The sequence below is a fragment of the Lacticaseibacillus boliensis genome (genome assembly GCF_054784775.1).
Map to the genome: position 1 here is coordinate 1 of NZ_BAAIHN010000016.1, position 20357 is coordinate 20357.

Here is a 20357-nt window from a genome sequence, read left to right on the forward strand (position 1 = left end):
AAGGCCGAAACCTTAGATCCGAGATTTACTAGCGAAATTGACTTCGCTCATGTTTAATTCTTTTCATTTAAGAAAAGCCCTATCACATTTACGAAACTTTGTTCAGTTTTCAAAGGACTACCTTGTCCAAAAGACAACTTAGATATCTTATCATTTGATTAACCAATTGTCAATCAAAAGTTTTAATATCTTCGGCGCCGTGAAGCACCTCATCGCCTCAACGACGTTCTTTATATTATCAGGCAAACCGCATCACGTCAACGTTTTTTGAAACTTTTTCAAAAATGCGAACACTGATTTTTCGACACGATAGCATTGTATGGGTTTGAGTGACAATCGCACAACAATCGGTGCGTGTCATTCGGTAAAAATAGCAGCACGCACGGACCTTCAATTCAAAAGTTGCATATTCACTGCATGAAAAAAAGCGTCTTTGCATGGTGCCTTCGGCGGGCACGACGCAAACAACGCTTTTTTATTGACCTAATCTAAAAACATTATGGCCGCAATGTTGGGAAAAGGAGCACATCGCGAATCGATGGCGCGTCGGTCAGCAACATCACTAACCGATCGATCCCGATCCCAAGACCACCTGTTGGCGGCATCCCATATTCGAGTGCTTCGATGTAATCTTCATCAATCCCTTGGGCTTCATCGTTACCGGCAGTCTTTTCAGCTGCCTGGGCTTCGAACCGTTGCCGTTGATCGATCGGGTCGTTCAATTCGGTAAAGGCGTTTGCATATTCATTACCGTGCATGAACAGTTCGAAACGGTCGACAAAGCGCGGATCCTTTTGGCTCTTCTTGGCCAACGGTGAGATCTCGATTGGATGTCCATATAGGAACGTCGGCTGGACAAGTGTCTTTTCAACGAATTCTTCAAAGAACGCGTTAATGATGTGGCCAGTCTGCCAGTAAGGTTCGTAATGGACATGGTGTTCATCTGCAACCTTACGTGCCTCTTCGGTCGTCATCGGTTGCCAAAAATCAACGCCGGTTTTTTCTTTGATGGCATCGACCATGTGCACCCGTGCAAACGGCTGGTCTAAATCGAGGTCTTGACCTTGATAGGTGATCTTTCCGGTACCAAGGACCTTCTGCGCAGCATAACGGAAAATGCCTTCGGTTTCATCCATAACGTCTGTCAGGTCCCAATAGGCCGCATAAGTTTCCAGCATCGTGAACTCAGGGTTGTGCTTCGTATCGATCCCTTCGTTACGGAATACCCGTCCGATCTCATAGACACGTTCCATGCCACCGACGATCAAACGCTTGAGGTGCAGCTCAAGCGCGATCCGCAGATACAAGTCGATGTTTAAAGCATTGTGGTGAGTAATGAACGGGCGCGCAGAAGCACCACCGGCTTGGTTATGCAAGACAGGCGTCTCCACTTCGAGGAACTCGTTCTTATCAAGGTACTCCCGCACCGCACTGACGATCTTGGAACGCTTGGTGAAGCGATCAAAAGATTCTGGGTTGGCGATCAAGTCGAGATAACGCTGACGATAGATCTGCTCCACATTGGTCAAGCCGTGATATTTGTCCGGCAACGGGCGCAAAGCCTTGGCAAGATGGGTGACGTGGTTGACCCGCACCGTTAGTTCGCCTGCATTCGTCTTCATCATGTCGCCTTGGATCCCTAAGAAGTCCCCAAGATCAGCTTTCTTGAAGATCTGGTAGTTCTCATCGCCGACAACGTCTTTGCGGACATAAAGCTGGATCTTACCCGAACGGTCACGGATGTCGGCAAAACCGACTTTCCCTTTGCCCCGCTTGGACATCATCCGCCCGGCGATCTTCACTTCGGTTTCATCCGCCAATACCGCGTCGTGATCCATATCATCAAACTGAGCGTGCAATTGCGCGGCAGAGTGCGTCCGCTCAAAGCGATGACCGAATGGGTCGATCCCCGCTTCACGCAAGGCGTCCATCTTCTCGCGCCGTGCGCGCATCTGATCGTTCAGTTCTGGTTGCTGTTCATTTGCCACCGATTAATCCTCCATTCATAATATCCAATTTGAGTGTGCCCTTATTTTCAGCAAAATGCAATCGGGAATTACGCCCGTGCATGTGCTGCAGCGATTCGGGCCTCAGTTTCTTCCACAAAGCGGTCGAAGATGTCATCGACCTCCTGTTCGGTGTCGACCGAGTTGACTGCATTTTTCGTGCGTGCGGAACGCGGGATACCTTTGAGATAGTAAGCCGCCAGTTGCCGAAATTCCGGCACGGCCACTTTTTCTCCCTTGAGTTCCACTAAGCGATGCAGTTGGAGCTTCGCGGTTTCGACTTTCTCACGCGGCGTCGGCTCGTCGATCAACTCACCAGTGCGCAGATAAGCTTCGACCTGCGTCAAGAGCCAAGGATTGCCCAGCACCCCGCGACCGATCATGACCGCGTCAGCACCGACTTCCGTCAGCATCCGCTTGGCGTCTTGGGGCGTGCGCACATCCCCGTTACCCATGAACGGGATCGTCAATTCAGACGCAACCTGCTTGAGGATATCCCAATCGGCGTGGCCAGAATAGCCTTGCTTGCGGGTCCGCCCGTGCATCGCCAAGGCAGAGGCGCCGGCACGCTGGGCAGCCAAGGCGTTTTCGATGGCGTAGACATGGTCTTCATCCCAGCCCGTCCGCATCTTAACGGTGACCGGCTTGTCGACGGCATCGACCACCGCCGCCACCATTTCATAAACCTTGTTGGGATCCAACAGCCAGTGTGCGCCGGCATCAGTTTTGGTGACCTTAGGTACAGGGCAGCCCATGTTGATATCGATGATGTCTGCCGCGGTATTTTCAGCGACAAACTTCGCCGCGTTCACCAAGGTCTCTTTGGTGCCGCCAAAAATCTGGATCGATACCGGATGCTCGCGCGGATCGACAAACATCATTCTCAACGTCTTCTTGTTACCATACATGATGCCGCGATCGGAGATCATCTCACAAACCACTAAGCCGGCACCGAATTCCTTGGCGGTGACGCGAAAACTCGCGTTCGTGATGCCTGCCATCGGCGCCACGACGATACGGTTGGGAATGGTGACATTCCCGATTTGCCATTCTTGTGTCGTTGCCATTAATCTTCCTCCCGATCGCGCAAGGCGATCAATTCTTTTTCTGTGTAGTGATACTTGGCCCCACAAAACTTGCAGACGGCCTCGGCGCCATGATCGTTATCGATCATCGCTTGGACGTCTTTTCTCGCCAACGTGGCGATGATGTTGGCGAAGTGGGCTTTCGAGCAGGTACAGGCAAACGCCAGCGGCTTGCTACTCAAAACCTTCAAGCCGGGATCGCCCATGCCCAATACCCGCGTTGCGATCGCGGTGGCGTCCATGCCAGACTTGAGCATCTCAGAAACCAACGGTAGCGTCTTGACGTTCGTTTCTAGCTTGGCCAAAGCATCATCGCTTGCCCCCGGCAGTGCCTGCACCATGAAGCCGCCGGCATGACCAATGCTGTTGTCTGCGTTGACATACACCGACAAGCCGATGGCTGCCGGGATCTGTTCTGATTGCGCCAAGTAATACGCAAAATCCTCTCCCAGCTCCCCTGAAACCAAAGGCACCTGCCCGGAGAATGGTTCCGCGCCGTCCAAAGACTTGGTCACCACGAGCAGGCCTTTGGTGCCCACCGCGCGGGCGACGTCGATCTTACCGACAAGATTCAGCGGCAAATTGACATGCGGTTCTTGGATATACCCGCGCACGGTCGCATCAGCCGTCCCGTCGGTCACGATCGCGCCCACTGGGCCATCGCCTTTGATCCGTACCGTCAAAAGGTCATCTTGGTTCTTCAGACCCGCTGCGCTCAACAGGCTCGTTGCAATCAGTGTTCGCCCCAGTGCGGCACTGGCAGCACTCCATGTGTCGTGGCGGGTATGGGCTTCTTGCACCGTCGCCGTTGCATCGACAGCAAACACCCGAAACATGCCATCCGCACTGATTCCCGTTATGATTTCATCTGCCATTATTTATTGTTCTCCCTTTTGTCTTCAGGCGCTTCTCACGCTGACGTAAACGCAAATATAATACCAGAAACCCGCACTTTGCGCAAAAGACCCTTGTCGCAAGAAAAAAAGCACCACCCGTGGCGGGTTGGTGCTCCTTATCTTCAGAATCAGTCCTGATCGTCTGGTTTATCCTGATCTGAATCATCGTCTGACTTGGTATCAGGCTTATCGTCAGGCTTGGCAGGTGTATCAGGTTCATCTGGCTTGATCCGTGCCAGTGGGGCATCAGGATCATCAAGATTTCCCTTGGCTTCAGATTCTTGCTTTTCGGCATCTTTTTGTTCAACAGCCTTCTTGGATTCTTCGAAGGTCGCTGCTTTTTCAGATGGGAACTGATCCGTCTTCTCTGGCATCTTCCCTGTCTTGAAAATCGCTAAGATTTCCTTTTCGTTCAGGGTTTCATGTTCGAGTAAGGCCAATGCGATCGCCTTGTGCTGCTCGCGATGGGCTTCAATAATGTCGTGTGCCCGGCGATGGGCTTCATCGATGATGTTACGTACTTCTTCATCGATCGCCGCTGCGGTTTCAGGCGAATACATGACTTGACCATACGCGTTCATTGCTGACTGACCTTCCAGCGCGACGGTGCCAAGACGTTCTGACATCCCGTACTGGGTGACCATCGACCGCGCCATCTGTGTGGCTTGTTCGAAGTCGTTAGACGCACCAGTGGCGATCACGTTGAAGATGATCTCTTCAGCGGTCCGGCCACCCATCAACCCGGTCAGCTGTTCCATCATGTCCTTTTTGGTCAGCATGAACTGATCTTCCTTAGGTAAGGTGATCGCATAGCCGCCTGCACGGCCGCGAGGGATGATGGTAACTTTACGCACGACTCGAGAATCCGAAAGCACCAGGCCGATGATCGCGTGCCCAGCTTCATGATAGGCCACGATCTCGCGCTCTTTCGGCGAAATGATCCGGTCTTTCTTGGCAGGTCCGGCGATCACACGATCTTCGGCTTCATCGATATCAGTGGCATCGATCTTCGTCTTTGACCGACGGGCGGCAACTAAGGCCGCTTCGTTCAGCAGGTTCTCTAGATCCGCCCCGACAAAACCAGGCGTCGTTTTGGCAAGTTCCTTAAGGTCAACGTCGTCTGCCAAAGGCTTGTTCTTCGCGTGAACCTTGAGGATCGCTTCACGCCCTTTGACGTCAGGCCGGCCGACCAAGATCTTCCGGTCAAAACGGCCAGGCCGCAACAGCGCCGGATCCAAGACGTCAGAACGGTTGGTGGCCGCCATGACGATGACGCCTTCATTGCCCGTGAACCCATCCATTTCAACCAGCAACTGGTTGAGGGTCTGTTCACGTTCATCATGGCCGCCGCCCATGCCGCTACCACGCTGACGACCAACCGCATCGATTTCATCGATAAAGATGATCGCAGGGGCGTTCTTTTTCGCCTGATCGAACAAGTCACGGACACGACTTGCCCCGACCCCGACGAACATTTCAACGAAGTCTGACCCAGAAATCGAGAAGAACGGCACCCCGGCTTCACCGGCAACCGCCTTGGCCAGCAACGTTTTACCAGTACCAGGAGGCCCCTCGAGAAGCACCCCGGCTGGGATTCGTGCCCCTAAACCGGAGAACTTCCGCGGATCTTTCAAGAACTCAACCACTTCGACGAGTTCTTGCTTTTCCTCTTCGGCCCCAGCAACATCCGCAAAGCGGACCTTGTTCGTCTTCTTATCCGCAGGCTTGGCTTTGGACTTGCCAAAGTTCATCACTCTGCCGTTGCCACCGCCTTGGCCGGCTTGGTTCATCATCATATAGAAGAAGACCATGATGACGACCATCGGCACGATTGTCAGTAACAACGAGATCCAAGTTCCCGATTGCGATTCACTCAAGGTGTTCGACTTTACCGAATTTTTCTCGGCGGCCTTGGTGATTGTCGAAATCGTTGCGTCATTAGATGGCACATAAGCAGAGAATTTCTTGGTCTTAGATGGTGCTTGGCTCAAAAAGCTATTACTATTGGCGGAATCACTCGTCGCTTTTTGGGCCTTGCGATATTCCCCAGTAACCTTGTAGACGCCACCAGAAGGCTGAATCTCAAAGGATTTCACTTCATTGTTCTTGAGTTGGCTGATGAACTGGCTTGTTTGCAACTCTTGGGTAGTGGACCCGCCACTATCACGTAAGTAATAAGCAAAGCCGGTCACTAGCAACACGAACAAGATGACATAGGTCAACGTGCTGCTAAATAGCCCGTTTGGTTTTTTATTCATACATAACCTCCAGCGACAATAGGTTCAACGCGTGCTTAGTAGTCATCATACTACATCAGTCCGCTGATGGGGTATAAACTTCAGGTTTTAATACCCCGATATAAGGTAAATTACGATAACGCTCGGCATAATCCAAGCCATAACCAACCACAAATTCATTTGGTACAGTGGTGCCAACATAGTCAGCGTGAACATCGGCCACCCGGCGTTCTGGTTTGTCCATCAGCGTGCAGATCTTAATCGAGTTCGCCTGGCGAGTCTTAAAGATCTCGCTGAGATAATGCAAGGTGCGCCCTGTATCGACGATGTCTTCGACAATCAACACGTCGCGATGCGCAACTGAGGTATCGAGGTCCTTTAAGATCTTGACCTCTCCGCTGGACTCCGTCGCGTTACCGTAACTGGAAACATCCATAAAGTCGATTTCCAGATAATCATCTACTTCCCGGACCAGATCTGTCATGAACATGATCGCCCCTTTTAAAATGCAGATGACTAACGGGTTCTTACCTGCATAATCGCGCCGAATCTCAGCCGCTAAACGGGTCGTGATGTCATGAATATCGTCTTGGGAGTACAAGACTTTTAAGATGTCATTTTCCATTATTATCCTCACTATCATCTACCGTTGTTCGAAATGCCAGTACAGGTTGAATTATATCAGTTTGCTGGCGCTGAAACAATTCCACCCAGGCATCTCCAGCAACCCAGACGCATGCGTCTGGCGTCGCCGCAACCAGCGTTTGCGCGCGTTGCGTCTGTGGGACTTTGTGATCGATCAACAGCCGCCGTAAAGCGCGTCTGCGGCCGTCTGGAAAACAGACCTCATCGCCTGGCAAACGTGTCCGCAACGTCAGCGTCGTTACAGGGACGAACGCCCAGCCACTGGCCGCTTGGGGCACCTGATGGAATAAGCCTGCCTGCCGCGTGGCATCGAGTTGATGCCACGTATCATCGCAAGTCAGCGTGAGCGGTGCTAACGGCTTTGGGGCCACCGGATCAAGCTGCAAGCCGTGGTAGCTCACCATCAGCTGGTGGCCGTGGACCGCGAATGTCTTGTTGCCGACGCCTGCGATCAACGCTACCAGCACCTGCGTGACGCTTTCCGGTGCGGCCCGGACCTGCCAGTCTTGTAGGACTCGCTCCAGCACCAGCCGCTGCACTTCCGGCGGCTGGTCGAGACAAGGTGCCCAATCTGCGTGGTGGTCGGTCACACAAGCGGCAGCCAGCTTCGCCAGTTGCGGCTCGGCCAAGGCCAACACGCCGCGCAATGCCGCGGAAAAGCGTTCAGTATGTGCCAAAATCGCAGGATTGACTTGTTTCAGCTCAGGAACCACCCGGTGGCGGATCCGGTTGCGTCGCAAGACCACCGAAGCGTTCGTCGCGTCTTCGGCATACGGAACGTCTTGGGCTTTGGCATAGGCATACAGATCCGCCTTAGCCACCCCCAATAGCGGGCGCAACACGCTCACCCCTTGCATCGACCTAACAGCCGGCATCCCTGCCATCTTCATGACGTTGCCCGACCGTGCGAGTTGCAACAAGATCGTCTCCAGCTGATCGTCTGCATGGTGGGCAACCACCAGATACTGCGCCCCGGCTTTAGCTGCGGTCACCAGCAAGAACCGATACCGGGCACTTCTGGCCGCGGCTTCAATGCCGCTATGCGGATGCATTGTCTGCGGCCATTGACCTTGAACAAACGGCACCTTCAAGCTCGCGGCATAATCTCGCACCATCTGTGCTTCTGCGGGACTTTCTGAGCGGAGCTGATGGTTAAAATGAGCCGCGATCACCGGCTGTTCACAAGCGGCCAACAACGTCAGCAACACCATCGAATCAACACCACCAGATACCGCGACCACCAACTTGTCGGTCGGCGCTAATCCATATGGCGCAAGCAATTGGGTACCCGTTAACATGTTATCTCCCTTCTCCAATAGGTTTAAATCACTTGTGCATTCACCTTACCACTCACTCAAGAAGCTGACGTGGGACTTAAGGCTGAATTGCGACGTCGCGTCACAAGTTTTTGACCAATTTTTACCAAGCAGCTCTCACGCCGCTTCCGGCCAGCACAGTGGCAATTGGCAACACGCAAAAAGCGTCTCTTGCGCACGCCGTGAACAGGCATGCACCAGAGACGCTTGAACTTCGGGCTTTCCTCAGCCCGCAATGCATTAACTACGGCGACCGCCGCGACCGCCGCGCTTGCCTTCGGTGTTACGACGAAGACTGCTCAGGCGATCTTCACTTTCTTTCAAGAACCCTGACATCATCGAGTCAAAATCGCTCTTTGGGGCCTCTTTGCTTGCCCGGCGCGGAGCACCATGACTTTGGTGCGGGCCTTTTTGGAAATGTGGCTGAGAAGTGGCACCCCCGTGTGGTGCGTGGGGAGCATGATTGTGCTGATGCTCTTCTTGTCCTTGCGGCTTATCGACTGCCTTGCGAATCGATAAGCCGATCTTACCGTCTTTGATCTGCATGACCAAGACTGTCACCGCATCCCCGACGCTCAGCACATCATGAATATCTTTGACATAGCTGTCAGAGATCTCGCTGATATGCACTAAGCCGGTCTTGCCTTCTCCCAGATCAACAAAGGCGCCGAAATTCGTGATCCCTGTGACCTTGCCAGAAACCTTTGCGCCAACTTCTACTGCCATATAAAAAATAGTCCTCCGTATATTTTGTGTCTCTTAGTATAACATATCGTTTCGGTTAGTTCGTCCCTTGAAGCGTATCGAGTTGGCCCGCGGTACCGGGTAACTCGAAGATCACCTCACCCGATTTAGACACCATATACTTTTGGCGTACCAGCTTCGCAAGATAATCGGAGTTGCGCAGCTGATCGACTTGCACTTTCAGATCTGATTTCTTTGCCTTAACGTGATGCAATTCCGACTGCGCCTTTTTGACCGCCACCTGGCTGGTGGTGATCTGCGAATGGACGCGGTAGAGTTGCCAACCACCTAAGGCCAAGATGATCATGAACAGACTGATCAGCCAGATCAGCCGTTTTTTGTGTAGCCGGCTCATCTTCGGCTTGGTCGCGCGCGGCGTCGCCTGCGACACTAACTTAAGCTTTGACCGTTCCATCACGCAACCTCCCTTATTCACTAGCCTTAGTATACCAAAGCATCCGGGTGCCCGTACGTTACTATTTAGTAACTTTCTTTGTAGGTTTCGCTCACGACGCTATACATCGGACCAGCATCCTCTTTCTTGGTGGATTCCACCAAGGCATCGACTTTCACCGTCAGGGTCTTGTTGCCAAACACGATGACCAAAACATCTCCGACCGCCACATCGCTACTGGATTTCGCCGGCTTGTCGTTGATGGTGATTCGCCCTTTATCCGCGATTTCTTTGGCCACGGTACGGCGCTTGATGATCCGAGAAACCTTCAAAAACTTATCTAATCGCATCCATGTTCTCCTTCAATTCTGCGTGTAAGTGCCTTGGTATCGTTATCAGTGGTTGTGACGGTACCCACTCATCATTTTAAGGAAGCGACGCCCAAGTGGCAAGGACAACACTTCCCGCGCGGTAAACAACCGACTGCCGGTGGCACCGGCAATGAAGATCACCACGCCTAAGATGACGCCGGCTACCGCCTGCACGATTGCTTCCCAACGACTGGCAAACGGTAAAAGCTGCATCAATAGCCAGACACCGCCGACCATCACCGCGGTGATCGCGATCAGCTTGGCAACGAAATGGTCGTTGTTTGCCGACTGGTGGATCGACCTGGGCACCTGAATCGCCAGCAAAATCATGATTACCCCTAACGCGATCAGCGTCGCGACACTGGCCCCCAACGTGCCGAGGCGAAAGACCAACCATTGATTGATCGCAATCTTGACAACAAACCCGATAAACAAGGTGCGCGTCGTCCCACGATAGCGGTTGAGGCTTTGTAAAATCGCGTTATAGGCGTTGATCATGGCGACAAGCAAGATGGCGACGACATAAGTTGCCAGCGCCGCTTGCCCTGCCGTATCCCCAAAAAGCAACCAGTTGACCGCCGGCATCAACATCGCCAGCCCTGCCGTCGCCGCCAGCGACAAGGCAAGGTTGAAGCGGATCAGTTGCGCGGCGGTTTGGTCAAACCGTCGCAGCCGTTTGGTGGCATAGGCGGTCGTCAAGCTCGGCAACAGCGTCGCGGAAAGCGACGTTGCCACCACCAGCCCCAGCTGTACCAGCGGCTGGCCGCGATCATAGATCCCTTTAAGGTTCTTCGCTGCTGCAATGCTGACACCGCTGGCCGTTAACCCGCGGGTCACGGTGAAAGAATCGACTAGCTGCAAGACAATCAGCATCGCCGCAAACAACGCGATCGAACCACCTTCACGAACGAAGCGGCGCAACAAACGCTGGTAAGTCGCCAGCCCCGGCCAGGCGAACCGGCGTTTGGCAAAGACCCGCCGGTAAGCCGGCCACAGCGTTGCGACCGCGGCCAAGCCCCCAAAAAACGCCCCGCTCATCGCCACGGTCCCCATTTGATAAGGACTCCAGTGGTGCTGGACCGCCACTGCCGCAGCGATCAAGATCACGGCCACCCGGATCACCTGTTCGACGACCTGGCTGACCGCCGTTTTGCTCATGTCAAACGTCCCTTGAAAATACCCACGCCCAGTCGCCAACAGCGGCATCGTCAAGAACATGAACGCCACCATTCGGATCAAACTGGCCAGATCCGGATCGGCCATCGCCTGTGCCAGCCACCCGGCACAGGCATACAGCCCAATGAACATCGCCAGCGATAACCAAGTCAACAACACCAATGCCTGGTGCGTCACGGCCGCCTGCGCCTTGGCTTCGCGTGCTTCAGCGACCAACTTTGAGATAAAGACAGGGAAACCAGACAGGGCAAACGTCATCCCGATCCCATACAGCGGATAGATCTGCTGATAAACATAAAAACCAGTGTTGCCCACCAAATTCTGGAAAGGCACCCGGTACACGGCGCTTAAGATCTTCGCAATCAAGGCGGCCAGACTCAGCGTCCAGGCCCCTTTTAGCAATCGCCTCATCTGGGGATTTTGCATGTTTAAACCTCAACCGTTTCGCTGTCTGGCGCCACCAGGTGGGCGAGCGCCTCAAGGAAAGCTTCCAGCTCGTGCAGCCAGTCTTTGGTCGCCATGGTTTTAGGAATCACTAGGCTGACCTTCATCTTCGCTTTGTCTTGGGCCACCCGTGCTTTCAACGTAGTGGCTTGTAACACCTTGAAAATCGCGACGCCTTCGACTTTGGCACTCGTTTGCGGCGACAAGGTCACCACGAGCGTCTGCGCGTTTTGCGTGATCCGCTCGACCAATGCAGCATCGGCATAGCGCTTGAGATTTGTGACGGCCAACAGGTTCACCACCGGCTCTGGGTAATCGCCGAAGCGATCGACCAAGTCGCCTTCGATCTCATTGAGCTGAGCTTCGGTGTTTGATTCGCGCAGACGCTTGTAGAGTTCGATCTTTTGGCGCGAATCGCTGACATAGCTGTCTGGCAGATAAGCTTCCAGGTCCAGATCGACTTCCGTGTCGAGCTTTTTAGGCGCGGCGTTGCCGCGTTTGGCCGCGACGGCTTCGTTAAGCATCTGCGTGTACAGATCGTAGCCGACGGAATCGATGAAGCCGTGTTGCTGAGACCCCAGCAGGTTCCCGGCGCCACGGATCGCTAGATCACGCATCGCGATCTTGAATCCCGAGCCCAGCTCGGTGAAGTCGCGGATCGCCTGGAGCCGCTTTTCCGCTTCTTCAGACAACACCTTGTCCGGTTGGTACATGAAGTAGGCATAAGCCACCCGGCTGGACCGTCCGATCCGCCCACGTAGCTGATACAGCTGTGACAAGCCGTAGTGGTCTGCATGTTCGATGATCAGCGTGTTGACGTTGGGCATGTCGACGCCGGTTTCGATGATGGTCGTGGTCACCAAGACGTCATAGGCGCCATGCAAAAAGTCATAGATCACGTTTTCCAGTTGGGTTTCGGTCATCTGCCCATGCGCATAGGCCACCGTGGCTTCCGGCACCAGTGCTTCGAGCTCGGCGACGGTGCGCTCGATGTCTTCGACGCGATTGTGCAGATAAAACACCTGCCCGCCGCGTTCGAGTTCGCGCTGAATCGCGCTTCTGATCGTACCGCCGTTTTGTTCCATGACAAACGTCTGGATCGGATAGCGGTTAGTCGGTGGCGTCTCGATCACAGACAGGTCCCGCACGCCAAGCATCGACATGTTCAGCGTCCGCGGAATCGGCGTCGCCGTCAGCGTTAAGACGTCGACGTTTTCACGCAACGACTTCAACCGTTCCTTGTGCTTGACCCCGAAGCGTTGCTCTTCATCGACGATCAAAAGGCCCAGGTCGTGATACTTCACGTCTTTGGACAAGAGCCGATGCGTGCCTACCACGATATCGACGTCACCTGCGGCCAAGCCTTTCAGCGTGGCTTTGATCTGCGCCTGCGAACGGAACCGTGACAGCATCCCGATGTTGACCGGGAAGTCGCTGAAGCGATCGACCATCGTGTCATAGTGCTGCTGCGCCAAAATCGTCGTCGGCACCAGCAGCGCGACTTGCTTGTTATTTTCAACGGCTTTGAACGCGGCTCGCAGCGCCACTTCGGTCTTCCCAAAGCCGACGTCGCCGACCAACAGGCGATCCATCGGCCGCGGCTTTTCCATGTCTTGTTTGATCTCTTTGATCGAGCGCAGTTGATCCGCAGTTTCCGGGTAGGCAAATTCGGCTTCGAACTGCTGTTGCAAATCATCGTCTGGCGAAAAGGCAAACCCAGGCTCTGCTTCGCGATCCGCGTAAAGCTTGATCAGATCGTCTGCGATATCTTCGATCTTGGCAGCCACGCGGCGCTTGGTTTTCTGCCACTCCGCCCCGCCCAGCTTATTGATCTTGGGCTTTTTACCATCGGCGGCGACATATTTTTGCACGAGGTTCAGCTGGCTCACCGGGATGAACAGCTTGTCGCCTTTTTGGTACAAGATCGTGATGTAGTCTTTGTGCACGCCATCGACTTCCAGCGTCTCTAAGCCGACGTATTGGCCGATCCCGTGGTTGACGTGGACGACATAATCGCCTGGGGACAGCTCGGTATACGACCGCAGGCGTTCTGCGTTGGCGAGTGTCTGGTGCCGCGCTTTGCGTTTGGTCTTGGTGTTAAACAGCTCATGGGCGGTGACCACCACCAGGTGCAGATCCGGCAGTTCGAAGCCGTTTTGCAAATTACCGGTGACTAACTGTTGCGTCTGGGCTAACAAAGCATCGGGCGCTGAGATCACCGTGTCGATTTCAAAATCACGCAAATTACCGGCGAGCTTTTCCAAGCGCGCCTGTTCGGGGATCAAGTAAACCACCGTCATTTTCTGTTTGCGCCAGCGATCGGCTTCGGTTTTTAACAGTGGCATTTGACTGAAAAACTGCTGAATGTTACGGCTGACAACGTTGGTCAGCGATTGTAGTCGCAAATTGCCGAGCCCTTTTTGAAAAAGGCTGAGATACAAATGGGCGTGGTGATCTTGACGATCGGCTTCTTGCACGGTCAAGTTAGGCTGGCCGGCCAGCAGGCGCCCACCTTCTTGCAAACCGGCGTACCAATCTTGGGTTTCTTGGACCAAGCTGACGTCGCTATCCATCAACCGCGAATAATCGTCAAACACGACGACCGCGTCTTTTTGCGCGTAATCGATCAACCGTTGTGCGTCTGGATACAGCGCAGGCATATATAAGGCAAGCTGATCGACCTTCTCGCCGGCCTTCAGCGCTTCTGCAACGGCCAAGATGCCGTCGGTCAGTGCCTGCTTGGTGACTTTAGATTTGGCCGCCGCCTTGGCCTTGGTCGCTTGTTCAGCTAACCGTTCGCCGGCCGCCTGGAGCACCGCTTTGCTAGCGATCAAGTCGGTCGCCGGGGCGATGTCGACGGCGTTGAGCTGCCGGATACTGCGCTGAGTACGCATGTCAAACCGCCGAATGGAATCCACCTCGGTGTCAAAAAGCTCGATCCGCACGGGGTCGTCTGCATTGAGCGGATAGATATCGACGATGCCCCCACGCACCGCAAACTGCCCAGGCACCCCGACCAGGCTGTCCCGCTGATAACCGGCGTCGATCAATTGCTGAGACAACGCCGCCAGATCCACCTCTGAATCCATATCCAGATGAATGGTCGCCTGCGTCCATACAGACTTCGGCGGCAATAACCGCTTATAGCCGGCAAGGCTGGTCACAACAACACCCGGCTGCTCGGTTGCCAGCCAGTTCAAGGTGTTGATTCGGGTGTTTTTCGTGTCAGGAGATGACACCGCCACTTCCGCGGCCAACACGTCTTCAACCGGAAACGTCCAGACGCGCTCTTCGCCGAGGAGATCGACAAGATCGGCGACGAGTTCTTCCGTGTGGTAGCGGTCGTCTTCGATCACCACGAGCTGGCGCTTCAAGCGGCGCAAAGCCGTCGCCAAAAATAGCGTTTTGGCACTGCCGTTAAGCCCGGTGACCAGATGCCGGCCGGCGTTGAGCTGGGGCCATAAATCACTGACCGCTTGTTCTTGACCAAAAAGATCGATAAGATCCATGGGTTCACCTCCGTGTTGAGATTTTCTGGCGAAACGTCGCCAATTAATTGTACTTATTCATCAGTTGCCCAAATGGCATCCCGTGGATCCAGTCGACCAACGCGTCTTGGACCTTATCGATCCCAGCGGCGATGGCGATCGCATCGTCGCCTTTAAACGGCGTCAACACCCAATCGACCACCTTCTGCTTGGCGGGATGTTGGATGCCGATCTTTGCCCGCTGAAACTCTGCGGTGCCTAACACGCTGATGATCGATTTGATCCCGTTGTGGCCGCCGGCTGAGCCTTTTGGCCGCAAGCGCAGACGCCCCATCGTCATGTCCATGTCGTCTTGGATGATCATGATCTCATCTTGTTCAAAGCGGTAGAAGGCCTTGAGCTGACCGACCGCCCGTCCGGAATCATTCATATAGGTAAGCGGCTTGACCAACATCACCTTTTCACCATCGACCATGCCGGTGCCGGTCAAGGCATCAAACTCGTGCTTCGTTAAGGCGATATCGAGCCGGTCTGCCAACGCATCGATAGTCATAAAGCCAATGTTGTGTTTCGTCTTGGCGTATTTGGTCCCTGGATTTCCCAGGCCAACGATCATTTTCAAAAAAAAGCCTCCATATTAGTTATGAGTTAATAATTAAAAAATGTGCTGACGCAAAAAATGGTCGGAAAGCAAGCTTTCCCGACATTTCCTGCACATTATACCACAAAGGCTGATGCGAAGCCGGTAGCGCAACAGTTTGCCCATTGATGATGGTACAGTTATGAAAGGGCATCCATTCTTTGTGAAAACAAGTGCATGAAATCGATTACTCGGTGATATCACAGCTTCCTTCAACATTCACAAAAGCCCGATATTACTAGTCTCGGCTGAATTGTAAGATTCATATTAGAAATGAAAAAATCTGGTGAAAAGTCGCGCACACAAGAATAATTGTGCTATACTAACAACGAATTGCATGATTGCAAATAAGAAAGGATGATATCACCGTGGCAAACGCTCAAACAGATCACCAAAAAGTAATTCTTGTTGGTGATGGCGCCGTTGGTTCCAGTTACGCCTACGCAATGGTTTTGCAAGGCATCGCTCAAGAAATCGGGATTGTTGATATTTTTAAGGACAAGACGAAGGGTGACGCGATCGATTTAAGCAACGCGCTTCCATTCACAAGTCCTAAGACGATCTACTCCGCTGAATACAGTGACGCCAAAGATGCTGACCTTGTTGTCATCACCGCCGGCGCACCGCAGAAGCCAGGCGAAACCCGTCTCGACCTTGTTAACAAGAACCTCAAGATTTTGAAGTCCATCGTTGACCCGATCGTTGAATCTGGTTTCAACGGGATCTTCTTGGTTGCTGCTAACCCAGTTGACATTTTGACCTACGCAACTTGGAAGCTTTCCGGCTTCCCTAAGAACCGCGTCGTTGGTTCCGGTACTTCCTTGGATACCGCTCGTTTCCGTCAATCCATCGCTGAGATGGTCGGCGTTGACGCTCGTTCCGTCCATGCTTACATCATGGGCGAACACGGTGATACCGAATTCCCTGTATGGAGCCACGCTAACATCGGTGGTATCAAGATCTCTGAATGGGTTAAGTCACATCCAGAAATCGATGAATCCAAGCTGGTTGACATGTTCGAAGACGTTCGTGACGCCGCTTACGAAATCATCAAGCTCAAGGGTGCGACCTTCTACGGGATCGCAACTGCCTTGGCACGGATCTCCAAGGCCATCCTCAGTGACGAAAATGCGGTTCTGCCGCTGTCCGTTTACATGGAAGGCCAATACGGTCAAAACGACATCTACATCGGTAGCCCTGCCGTGATCAACCGTAACGGGATCCAAAACATCCTTGAAATCCCGCTGACCGACCATGAACAAGAATCCATGGACAAGTCTGCTAAGCAGCTCAAGGAAATCATCAACAACGCTTTTGCTGAAGCTGACATCGAAACTCGTCAGTAATTCGCCAAGCGTTATCAAAAACACCATCCAATCCGGATGGTGTTTTTTTTGCGCTCGTCAAGCCTGTTGCGTCTTGCTTGTGTCCCAGCAATGGTGTGGTATGATTATCATTAGAATATTTTCATTTTAGGCCGTATGCTCCTCATGGCTTTGAATCGATCATGGAGGTTAAACATGCTAATTAAGTCCCTGGTACTCAAGAAGGAATTCCTGACGACCGTGAAAGAGACTGTCACCTTGTCGGACGCACTGAAAATTTTAGAGGATTCCGGATTCCGATGCGTGCCGATCCTTGATGAAAGCGGGCAGATTTTCCGCGGTAATATTTATAAGATGCATCTCTACCGGCACAAGTCCCAAGGCGGTGACATGAGTCTTCCAGTGACCTATTTGCTGAAAAATGCCACGAAAACCATCCCGATCAACGCGCCGTTTTTCAAGGTCTTTTTCAACATCAAAGATCTGCCTTACATCGCCGTTCTCGACGAAAACGCCAATTTCTACGGTATCTTGACGCATTCATCCTTATTGGCGATGCTCAGCGAATCTTGGCACGTCGATGTCGGGTCTTATGTGTTGACCGTGACGTCTTCCAGCGGTCCCAGCGGCCGTGGTGACTTGGCCACGATGAGTAAGATCTTAGCCAAGTATACCGACTTGGCCAGCGCGATCACGCTCGATGCCAAAGGTAACGAAGCCTTGCGCCGTACCTTGTTCACCTTGCCTGCAGGAACCAGCGAAACGACCCTGAACACCGTCGTCGCCAAGCTGGAACGCAAAGGCTATGAAGTCGTCGAAATCGACGATCTGCAGTCGGGATTACCCTTAAGAAGTGACGAATAACACGCAAAAAGAAGCAGCTACGTCTGGTAAACACAGAGACGTAGCTGCTTCTTTTTTGCGCGTTTAAGCGATCACTTTTTTGAAATGTAAGACCCGGTCTAACCCCGCCATGATCGGTGCGGTGACGGCCATGATGACCGCCTCAGACAACATCAGGCTGCCATAAATGCCCCAAAAAGCGACGCCCATGTTAAGATGGCTGGTCCAGACGATCTCGATAGCGATTAAAAACATCGTTAAGGTCATGACCACGATGTTCAAGCCCATCTTCAGCCACAGGTTAGGCAGCTTCGGGGCAAGCCAGGCGACGATGACCAACCCGATCAGGCTTTGGCCACCACCGAAGACGACGTCGAGCCAGCCCATCGCGCTGAAGATCGCGTTGAAGACGATGACCCCGAGCACAACGCCGAACACATACTTGCGTGAGAACACGACCAAATGGTTGAGCCCTTCAGAAATCCGAAATTGAATCGCGCCGCTGGCGAGGTTGAACACGCCAGGAACGACGGACAAAACGACGTATAAGGCCGCGATCAAGGCGCTGACGACCAGCGTCTTGGTACGAGATTGTTGCATATTTTGTTCCTCCTAGTTTTTTTGCGTGGGATGGGTTGCGAACCACGGGTGCTAAGTATACCAGAAAAATGATGATTTTAATATTGACCGGATACGTCACACAAGATTAAAACTGTCGGTGTTATTACTGATTTAATAACAAAAATGTGGGCAAGGCATCAATCACATCGTCGCGTTCCCCAAAGCAACACCGAAAAACACCAGTGCCTCTGCCCCGCGATTCAAAAGCAAATCGTGGAGTAGAGGCACTGGTGTTATGGGCTAAAACTGCTTGATGGCTCAGCCTCCAATCGGCTTCAGACCGATCGATACTGATAAGGCGCGATCAACTGCCGTCATTTTTGCGCGGTCAAGCTCGGCAATTTTATCACTTAACCGCTGTTTATCGATCGTGCGAATCTGTTCTAACAAGACGACGCTATCCCGCTGTACGCCATCGCGCCCAGCACGCAAGCCAACATGCGTCGGCATCTTGGGCTTATCGATCTTGCTGGTGATGGCGGCAACGATCACCGTCGGGCTGTAGTGGTTGCCAACGTTGTTTTGAACGACCAAGACTGGACGCATCCCGCCTTGTTCAGAGCCAACCACGGGTGAAAGGTCAGCAAAGAAAATGTCACCGCGTTTGATTATCAGAGCCATTGGCCAACCCCTAACAACGGTCTAACGGATCTGATCGTACGCCTCGCTTTCACAGGCGGTAAATTCGTGGCAAATTTCGGTATTCAAGGTCGCCATCTCACGGTACCCGTTCACCAGGCTTTGAACTTCTGGTTCCCGGTTCGCCAAGAAATCTGCCAGAACCTTATCGATCACATCACTCGGATCCATTACACACGTCTTGCAATAGCTGTCGAGCTTTGCCCGCAGCCCTTCCGTCATACTTACTGTTAGAAACTCCGCTTGTGCCATGTCGCACCTCCCGTGGCCTTATTCAAGAATAATCCTACCACAGGAGAATGAAAAAACAACATGAAAAAATGTTACAAAAGATCCTTCGTGCCGACCCAAAGCCACACGTGATGCAAACTTAGATCGAAACGCGAGGCACACGGACTGTCAGCCCGCAGGCGATCTCATAATGGATCGTGTGCGCATAGTCGGCAACATCTTGCAGCGTGATGGTTTTATCACCGCTTGTGCCGACCAGGATCACCGGCGTGCCGGCTGGATATTCGTGAGGCAGGCGGATCATGAATTGATCCATGCAGACGCGCCCGACGATCTCACAGACGTGGCCATCAACTAGCACGTGAAAGCCTTGCAGACGCCGCTGCCAGCCATCAGCATAACCCATCGGCACGGTCCCGATCCATTCGGCTTCGCTGGCGTGATAAGTCGCCCCGTAAGAAATCGCCGCACCGGCTTCGATTTTTTTGACAAAACTCAACGCGGAAACCACTTGCATGGCCGGCTCGAGTGGATACGGTTCTGCCAGCGCCCGGCCCGACGGATTCAGTCCGTACATCGTGATCCCGAATCTGATCATGTCAGAATTCGTCGCGCGATGCCACATGCTCGTGGCTGAATTGGCCACATGCACGTAGCGCGGGCGTTCTGGCAACGCCGCCAACAATGCGTTGAACTTCGCGCTTTGCGCATCGAAATAGGTCGTGTCGGCCTCATCGGCGGTGGCAAAATGCGTAAAGATCCCGGTGACTGCCAAGTGCGCTGCCGTCTCGGCATATTCAGCCGCCGCCTTGATGGCTGCCGGCTGGCGGAAGCCGATCCGGCCCATCCCAGAATCGACTGCCAGGTGAACATGTAAAACTGGCGCGTTGGCGGCACTTAAGGCGGCTTCGGCCGAATCAAGCCATGCCTGATCGCCTGCCGGCAACGCGATATGTTGAACTGCCGCCAATGGCGCCAGCGTCGGTGGCACGATCCCCAATACCAAGATTGGTTGCGTGAAGTGCGCCTGCCGCAGTGCCAAGGCTTCTTCTAACACCGCCACGCAAAAGCCGCTTGCCCCCGCCTTGGCCGCCACTTTTGCGACCCGCAACAGCCCGTGGCCGTATGCATCTGCTTTTACAACCGCAAACAAACGCGTCTTTGGATCCGCTTGTGCGAGTGCGTGTTGAATATTATGGGCGATTGCCTGCTCCGAAACCAAGATCTTCGTCGGTCGAAGCGTTGCTGTCACCATT

At 53.3% G+C, this 20357-nt stretch carries 18 protein-coding genes and 1 riboswitch; of the genes, 2 read left to right on the forward strand and 16 right to left on the reverse strand.

The window, feature by feature from the left end; genetic code table 11:
- Window positions 1-497: 497 nt before the first annotated feature.
- The 12 genes from lysS to pth all read right to left on the reverse strand — a co-directional run bounded on the left by lysS (window position 498) and on the right by pth (window position 15424).
- Entirely contained in the window at window positions 498-1952 is a 1455-nt protein-coding gene (lysS, locus tag ACYVRB_RS07905; protein ID WP_461214669.1) for a lysine--tRNA ligase, read from the reverse strand.
- Window positions 1953-2056: 104 nt separating this feature from the next.
- Window positions 2057-3073 carry a tRNA dihydrouridine synthase DusB gene (dusB, locus tag ACYVRB_RS07910; protein WP_461214616.1) on the reverse strand — a complete coding sequence of 339 codons (1017 nt, stop codon included), beginning with the start codon at window positions 3071-3073 and terminating at the stop codon, window positions 2057-2059.
- Window positions 3073-3966 carry an Hsp33 family molecular chaperone HslO gene (gene hslO, locus ACYVRB_RS07915; RefSeq protein WP_461214617.1) on the reverse strand — a complete coding sequence of 298 codons (894 nt, stop codon included), beginning with the start codon at window positions 3964-3966 and terminating at the stop codon, window positions 3073-3075. The genes dusB and hslO overlap by 1 nt, the downstream gene beginning before the upstream one ends.
- 149 nt (window positions 3967-4115) lie before the next feature.
- Window positions 4116-6245, reverse strand: a complete 2130-nt coding sequence (gene ftsH, locus ACYVRB_RS07920) for an ATP-dependent zinc metalloprotease FtsH (RefSeq protein ID WP_461214618.1) — start codon at window positions 6243-6245, stop codon at window positions 4116-4118.
- A 55-nt stretch (window positions 6246-6300) separates the two neighbouring features.
- Window positions 6301-6849 (reverse strand): hypoxanthine phosphoribosyltransferase, encoded by a 549-nt coding sequence (gene hpt / locus ACYVRB_RS07925; protein WP_461214619.1) that lies wholly within the window; start codon window positions 6847-6849, stop codon window positions 6301-6303.
- Window positions 6839-8167, reverse strand: coding sequence for a tRNA lysidine(34) synthetase TilS (tilS, locus tag ACYVRB_RS07930; protein ID WP_461214620.1), 1329 nt, complete (start codon window positions 8165-8167; stop codon window positions 6839-6841). Before tilS ends, hpt begins: the two co-directional genes overlap by 11 nt.
- Window positions 8168-8425: 258 nt before the next feature.
- Window positions 8426-8911, reverse strand: a complete 486-nt coding sequence (locus ACYVRB_RS07935; protein WP_461214621.1) for a S1 domain-containing RNA-binding protein — start codon at window positions 8909-8911, stop codon at window positions 8426-8428.
- Between the two features lie 55 nt (window positions 8912-8966).
- Window positions 8967-9344 (reverse strand): FtsB family cell division protein, encoded by a 378-nt coding sequence (locus ACYVRB_RS07940; RefSeq protein ID WP_461214622.1) that lies wholly within the window; start codon window positions 9342-9344, stop codon window positions 8967-8969.
- Between the two features lie 65 nt (window positions 9345-9409).
- On the reverse strand, window positions 9410-9673 hold the full coding sequence (locus tag ACYVRB_RS07945; protein WP_461214623.1) for an RNA-binding S4 domain-containing protein: 264 nt from the start codon (window positions 9671-9673) through the stop codon (window positions 9410-9412).
- Between the two features lie 45 nt (window positions 9674-9718).
- Window positions 9719-11296, reverse strand: a complete 1578-nt coding sequence (locus ACYVRB_RS07950) for a putative polysaccharide biosynthesis protein (protein ID WP_461214624.1) — start codon at window positions 11294-11296, stop codon at window positions 9719-9721.
- A 2-nt stretch (window positions 11297-11298) separates the two neighbouring features.
- Window positions 11299-14823, reverse strand: coding sequence for a transcription-repair coupling factor (gene mfd / locus ACYVRB_RS07955; RefSeq protein WP_461214625.1), 3525 nt, complete (start codon window positions 14821-14823; stop codon window positions 11299-11301).
- Window positions 14824-14866: 43 nt separating this feature from the next.
- Complete coding sequence (gene pth / locus ACYVRB_RS07960; protein ID WP_461214626.1) at window positions 14867-15424, reverse strand: aminoacyl-tRNA hydrolase; 558 nt, start codon at window positions 15422-15424, stop codon at window positions 14867-14869.
- A 386-nt stretch (window positions 15425-15810) separates the two neighbouring features.
- On the opposite strand from pth, the gene ACYVRB_RS07965 reads away from it, so the two are divergent.
- Together ACYVRB_RS07965 and cbpA are read left to right on the forward strand one after the other, a co-directional pair.
- Window positions 15811-16788: an L-lactate dehydrogenase gene (locus ACYVRB_RS07965; RefSeq protein WP_461214627.1), complete on the forward strand. Its 978-nt coding sequence runs from the start codon at window positions 15811-15813 to the stop codon at window positions 16786-16788.
- A 174-nt stretch (window positions 16789-16962) separates the two neighbouring features.
- Window positions 16963-17631 (forward strand): cyclic di-AMP binding protein CbpA, encoded by a 669-nt coding sequence (cbpA, locus tag ACYVRB_RS07970; RefSeq protein ID WP_461214628.1) that lies wholly within the window; start codon window positions 16963-16965, stop codon window positions 17629-17631.
- Between the two features lie 63 nt (window positions 17632-17694).
- Here cbpA and ACYVRB_RS07975 read toward each other — a convergent pair whose 3' ends face one another.
- The 4 genes from ACYVRB_RS07975 to alr all read right to left on the reverse strand — a co-directional run bounded on the left by ACYVRB_RS07975 (window position 17695) and on the right by alr (window position 20356).
- Window positions 17695-18210, reverse strand: coding sequence for a QueT transporter family protein (locus tag ACYVRB_RS07975; protein WP_461214629.1), 516 nt, complete (start codon window positions 18208-18210; stop codon window positions 17695-17697).
- A 6-nt stretch (window positions 18211-18216) separates the two neighbouring features.
- Window positions 18217-18262, reverse strand: a riboswitch (PreQ1 riboswitch).
- Between the two features lie 227 nt (window positions 18263-18489).
- Window positions 18490-18852, reverse strand: coding sequence for a type II toxin-antitoxin system PemK/MazF family toxin (locus ACYVRB_RS07980; RefSeq protein ID WP_461214630.1), 363 nt, complete (start codon window positions 18850-18852; stop codon window positions 18490-18492).
- 21 nt (window positions 18853-18873) lie between these two features.
- Complete coding sequence (locus ACYVRB_RS07985; RefSeq protein WP_461214631.1) at window positions 18874-19122, reverse strand: antitoxin; 249 nt, start codon at window positions 19120-19122, stop codon at window positions 18874-18876.
- A 118-nt stretch (window positions 19123-19240) separates the two neighbouring features.
- Window positions 19241-20356 (reverse strand): alanine racemase, encoded by a 1116-nt coding sequence (alr, locus tag ACYVRB_RS07990; RefSeq protein WP_461214670.1) that lies wholly within the window; start codon window positions 20354-20356, stop codon window positions 19241-19243.
- Window position 20357 lies beyond the last annotated feature (1 nt).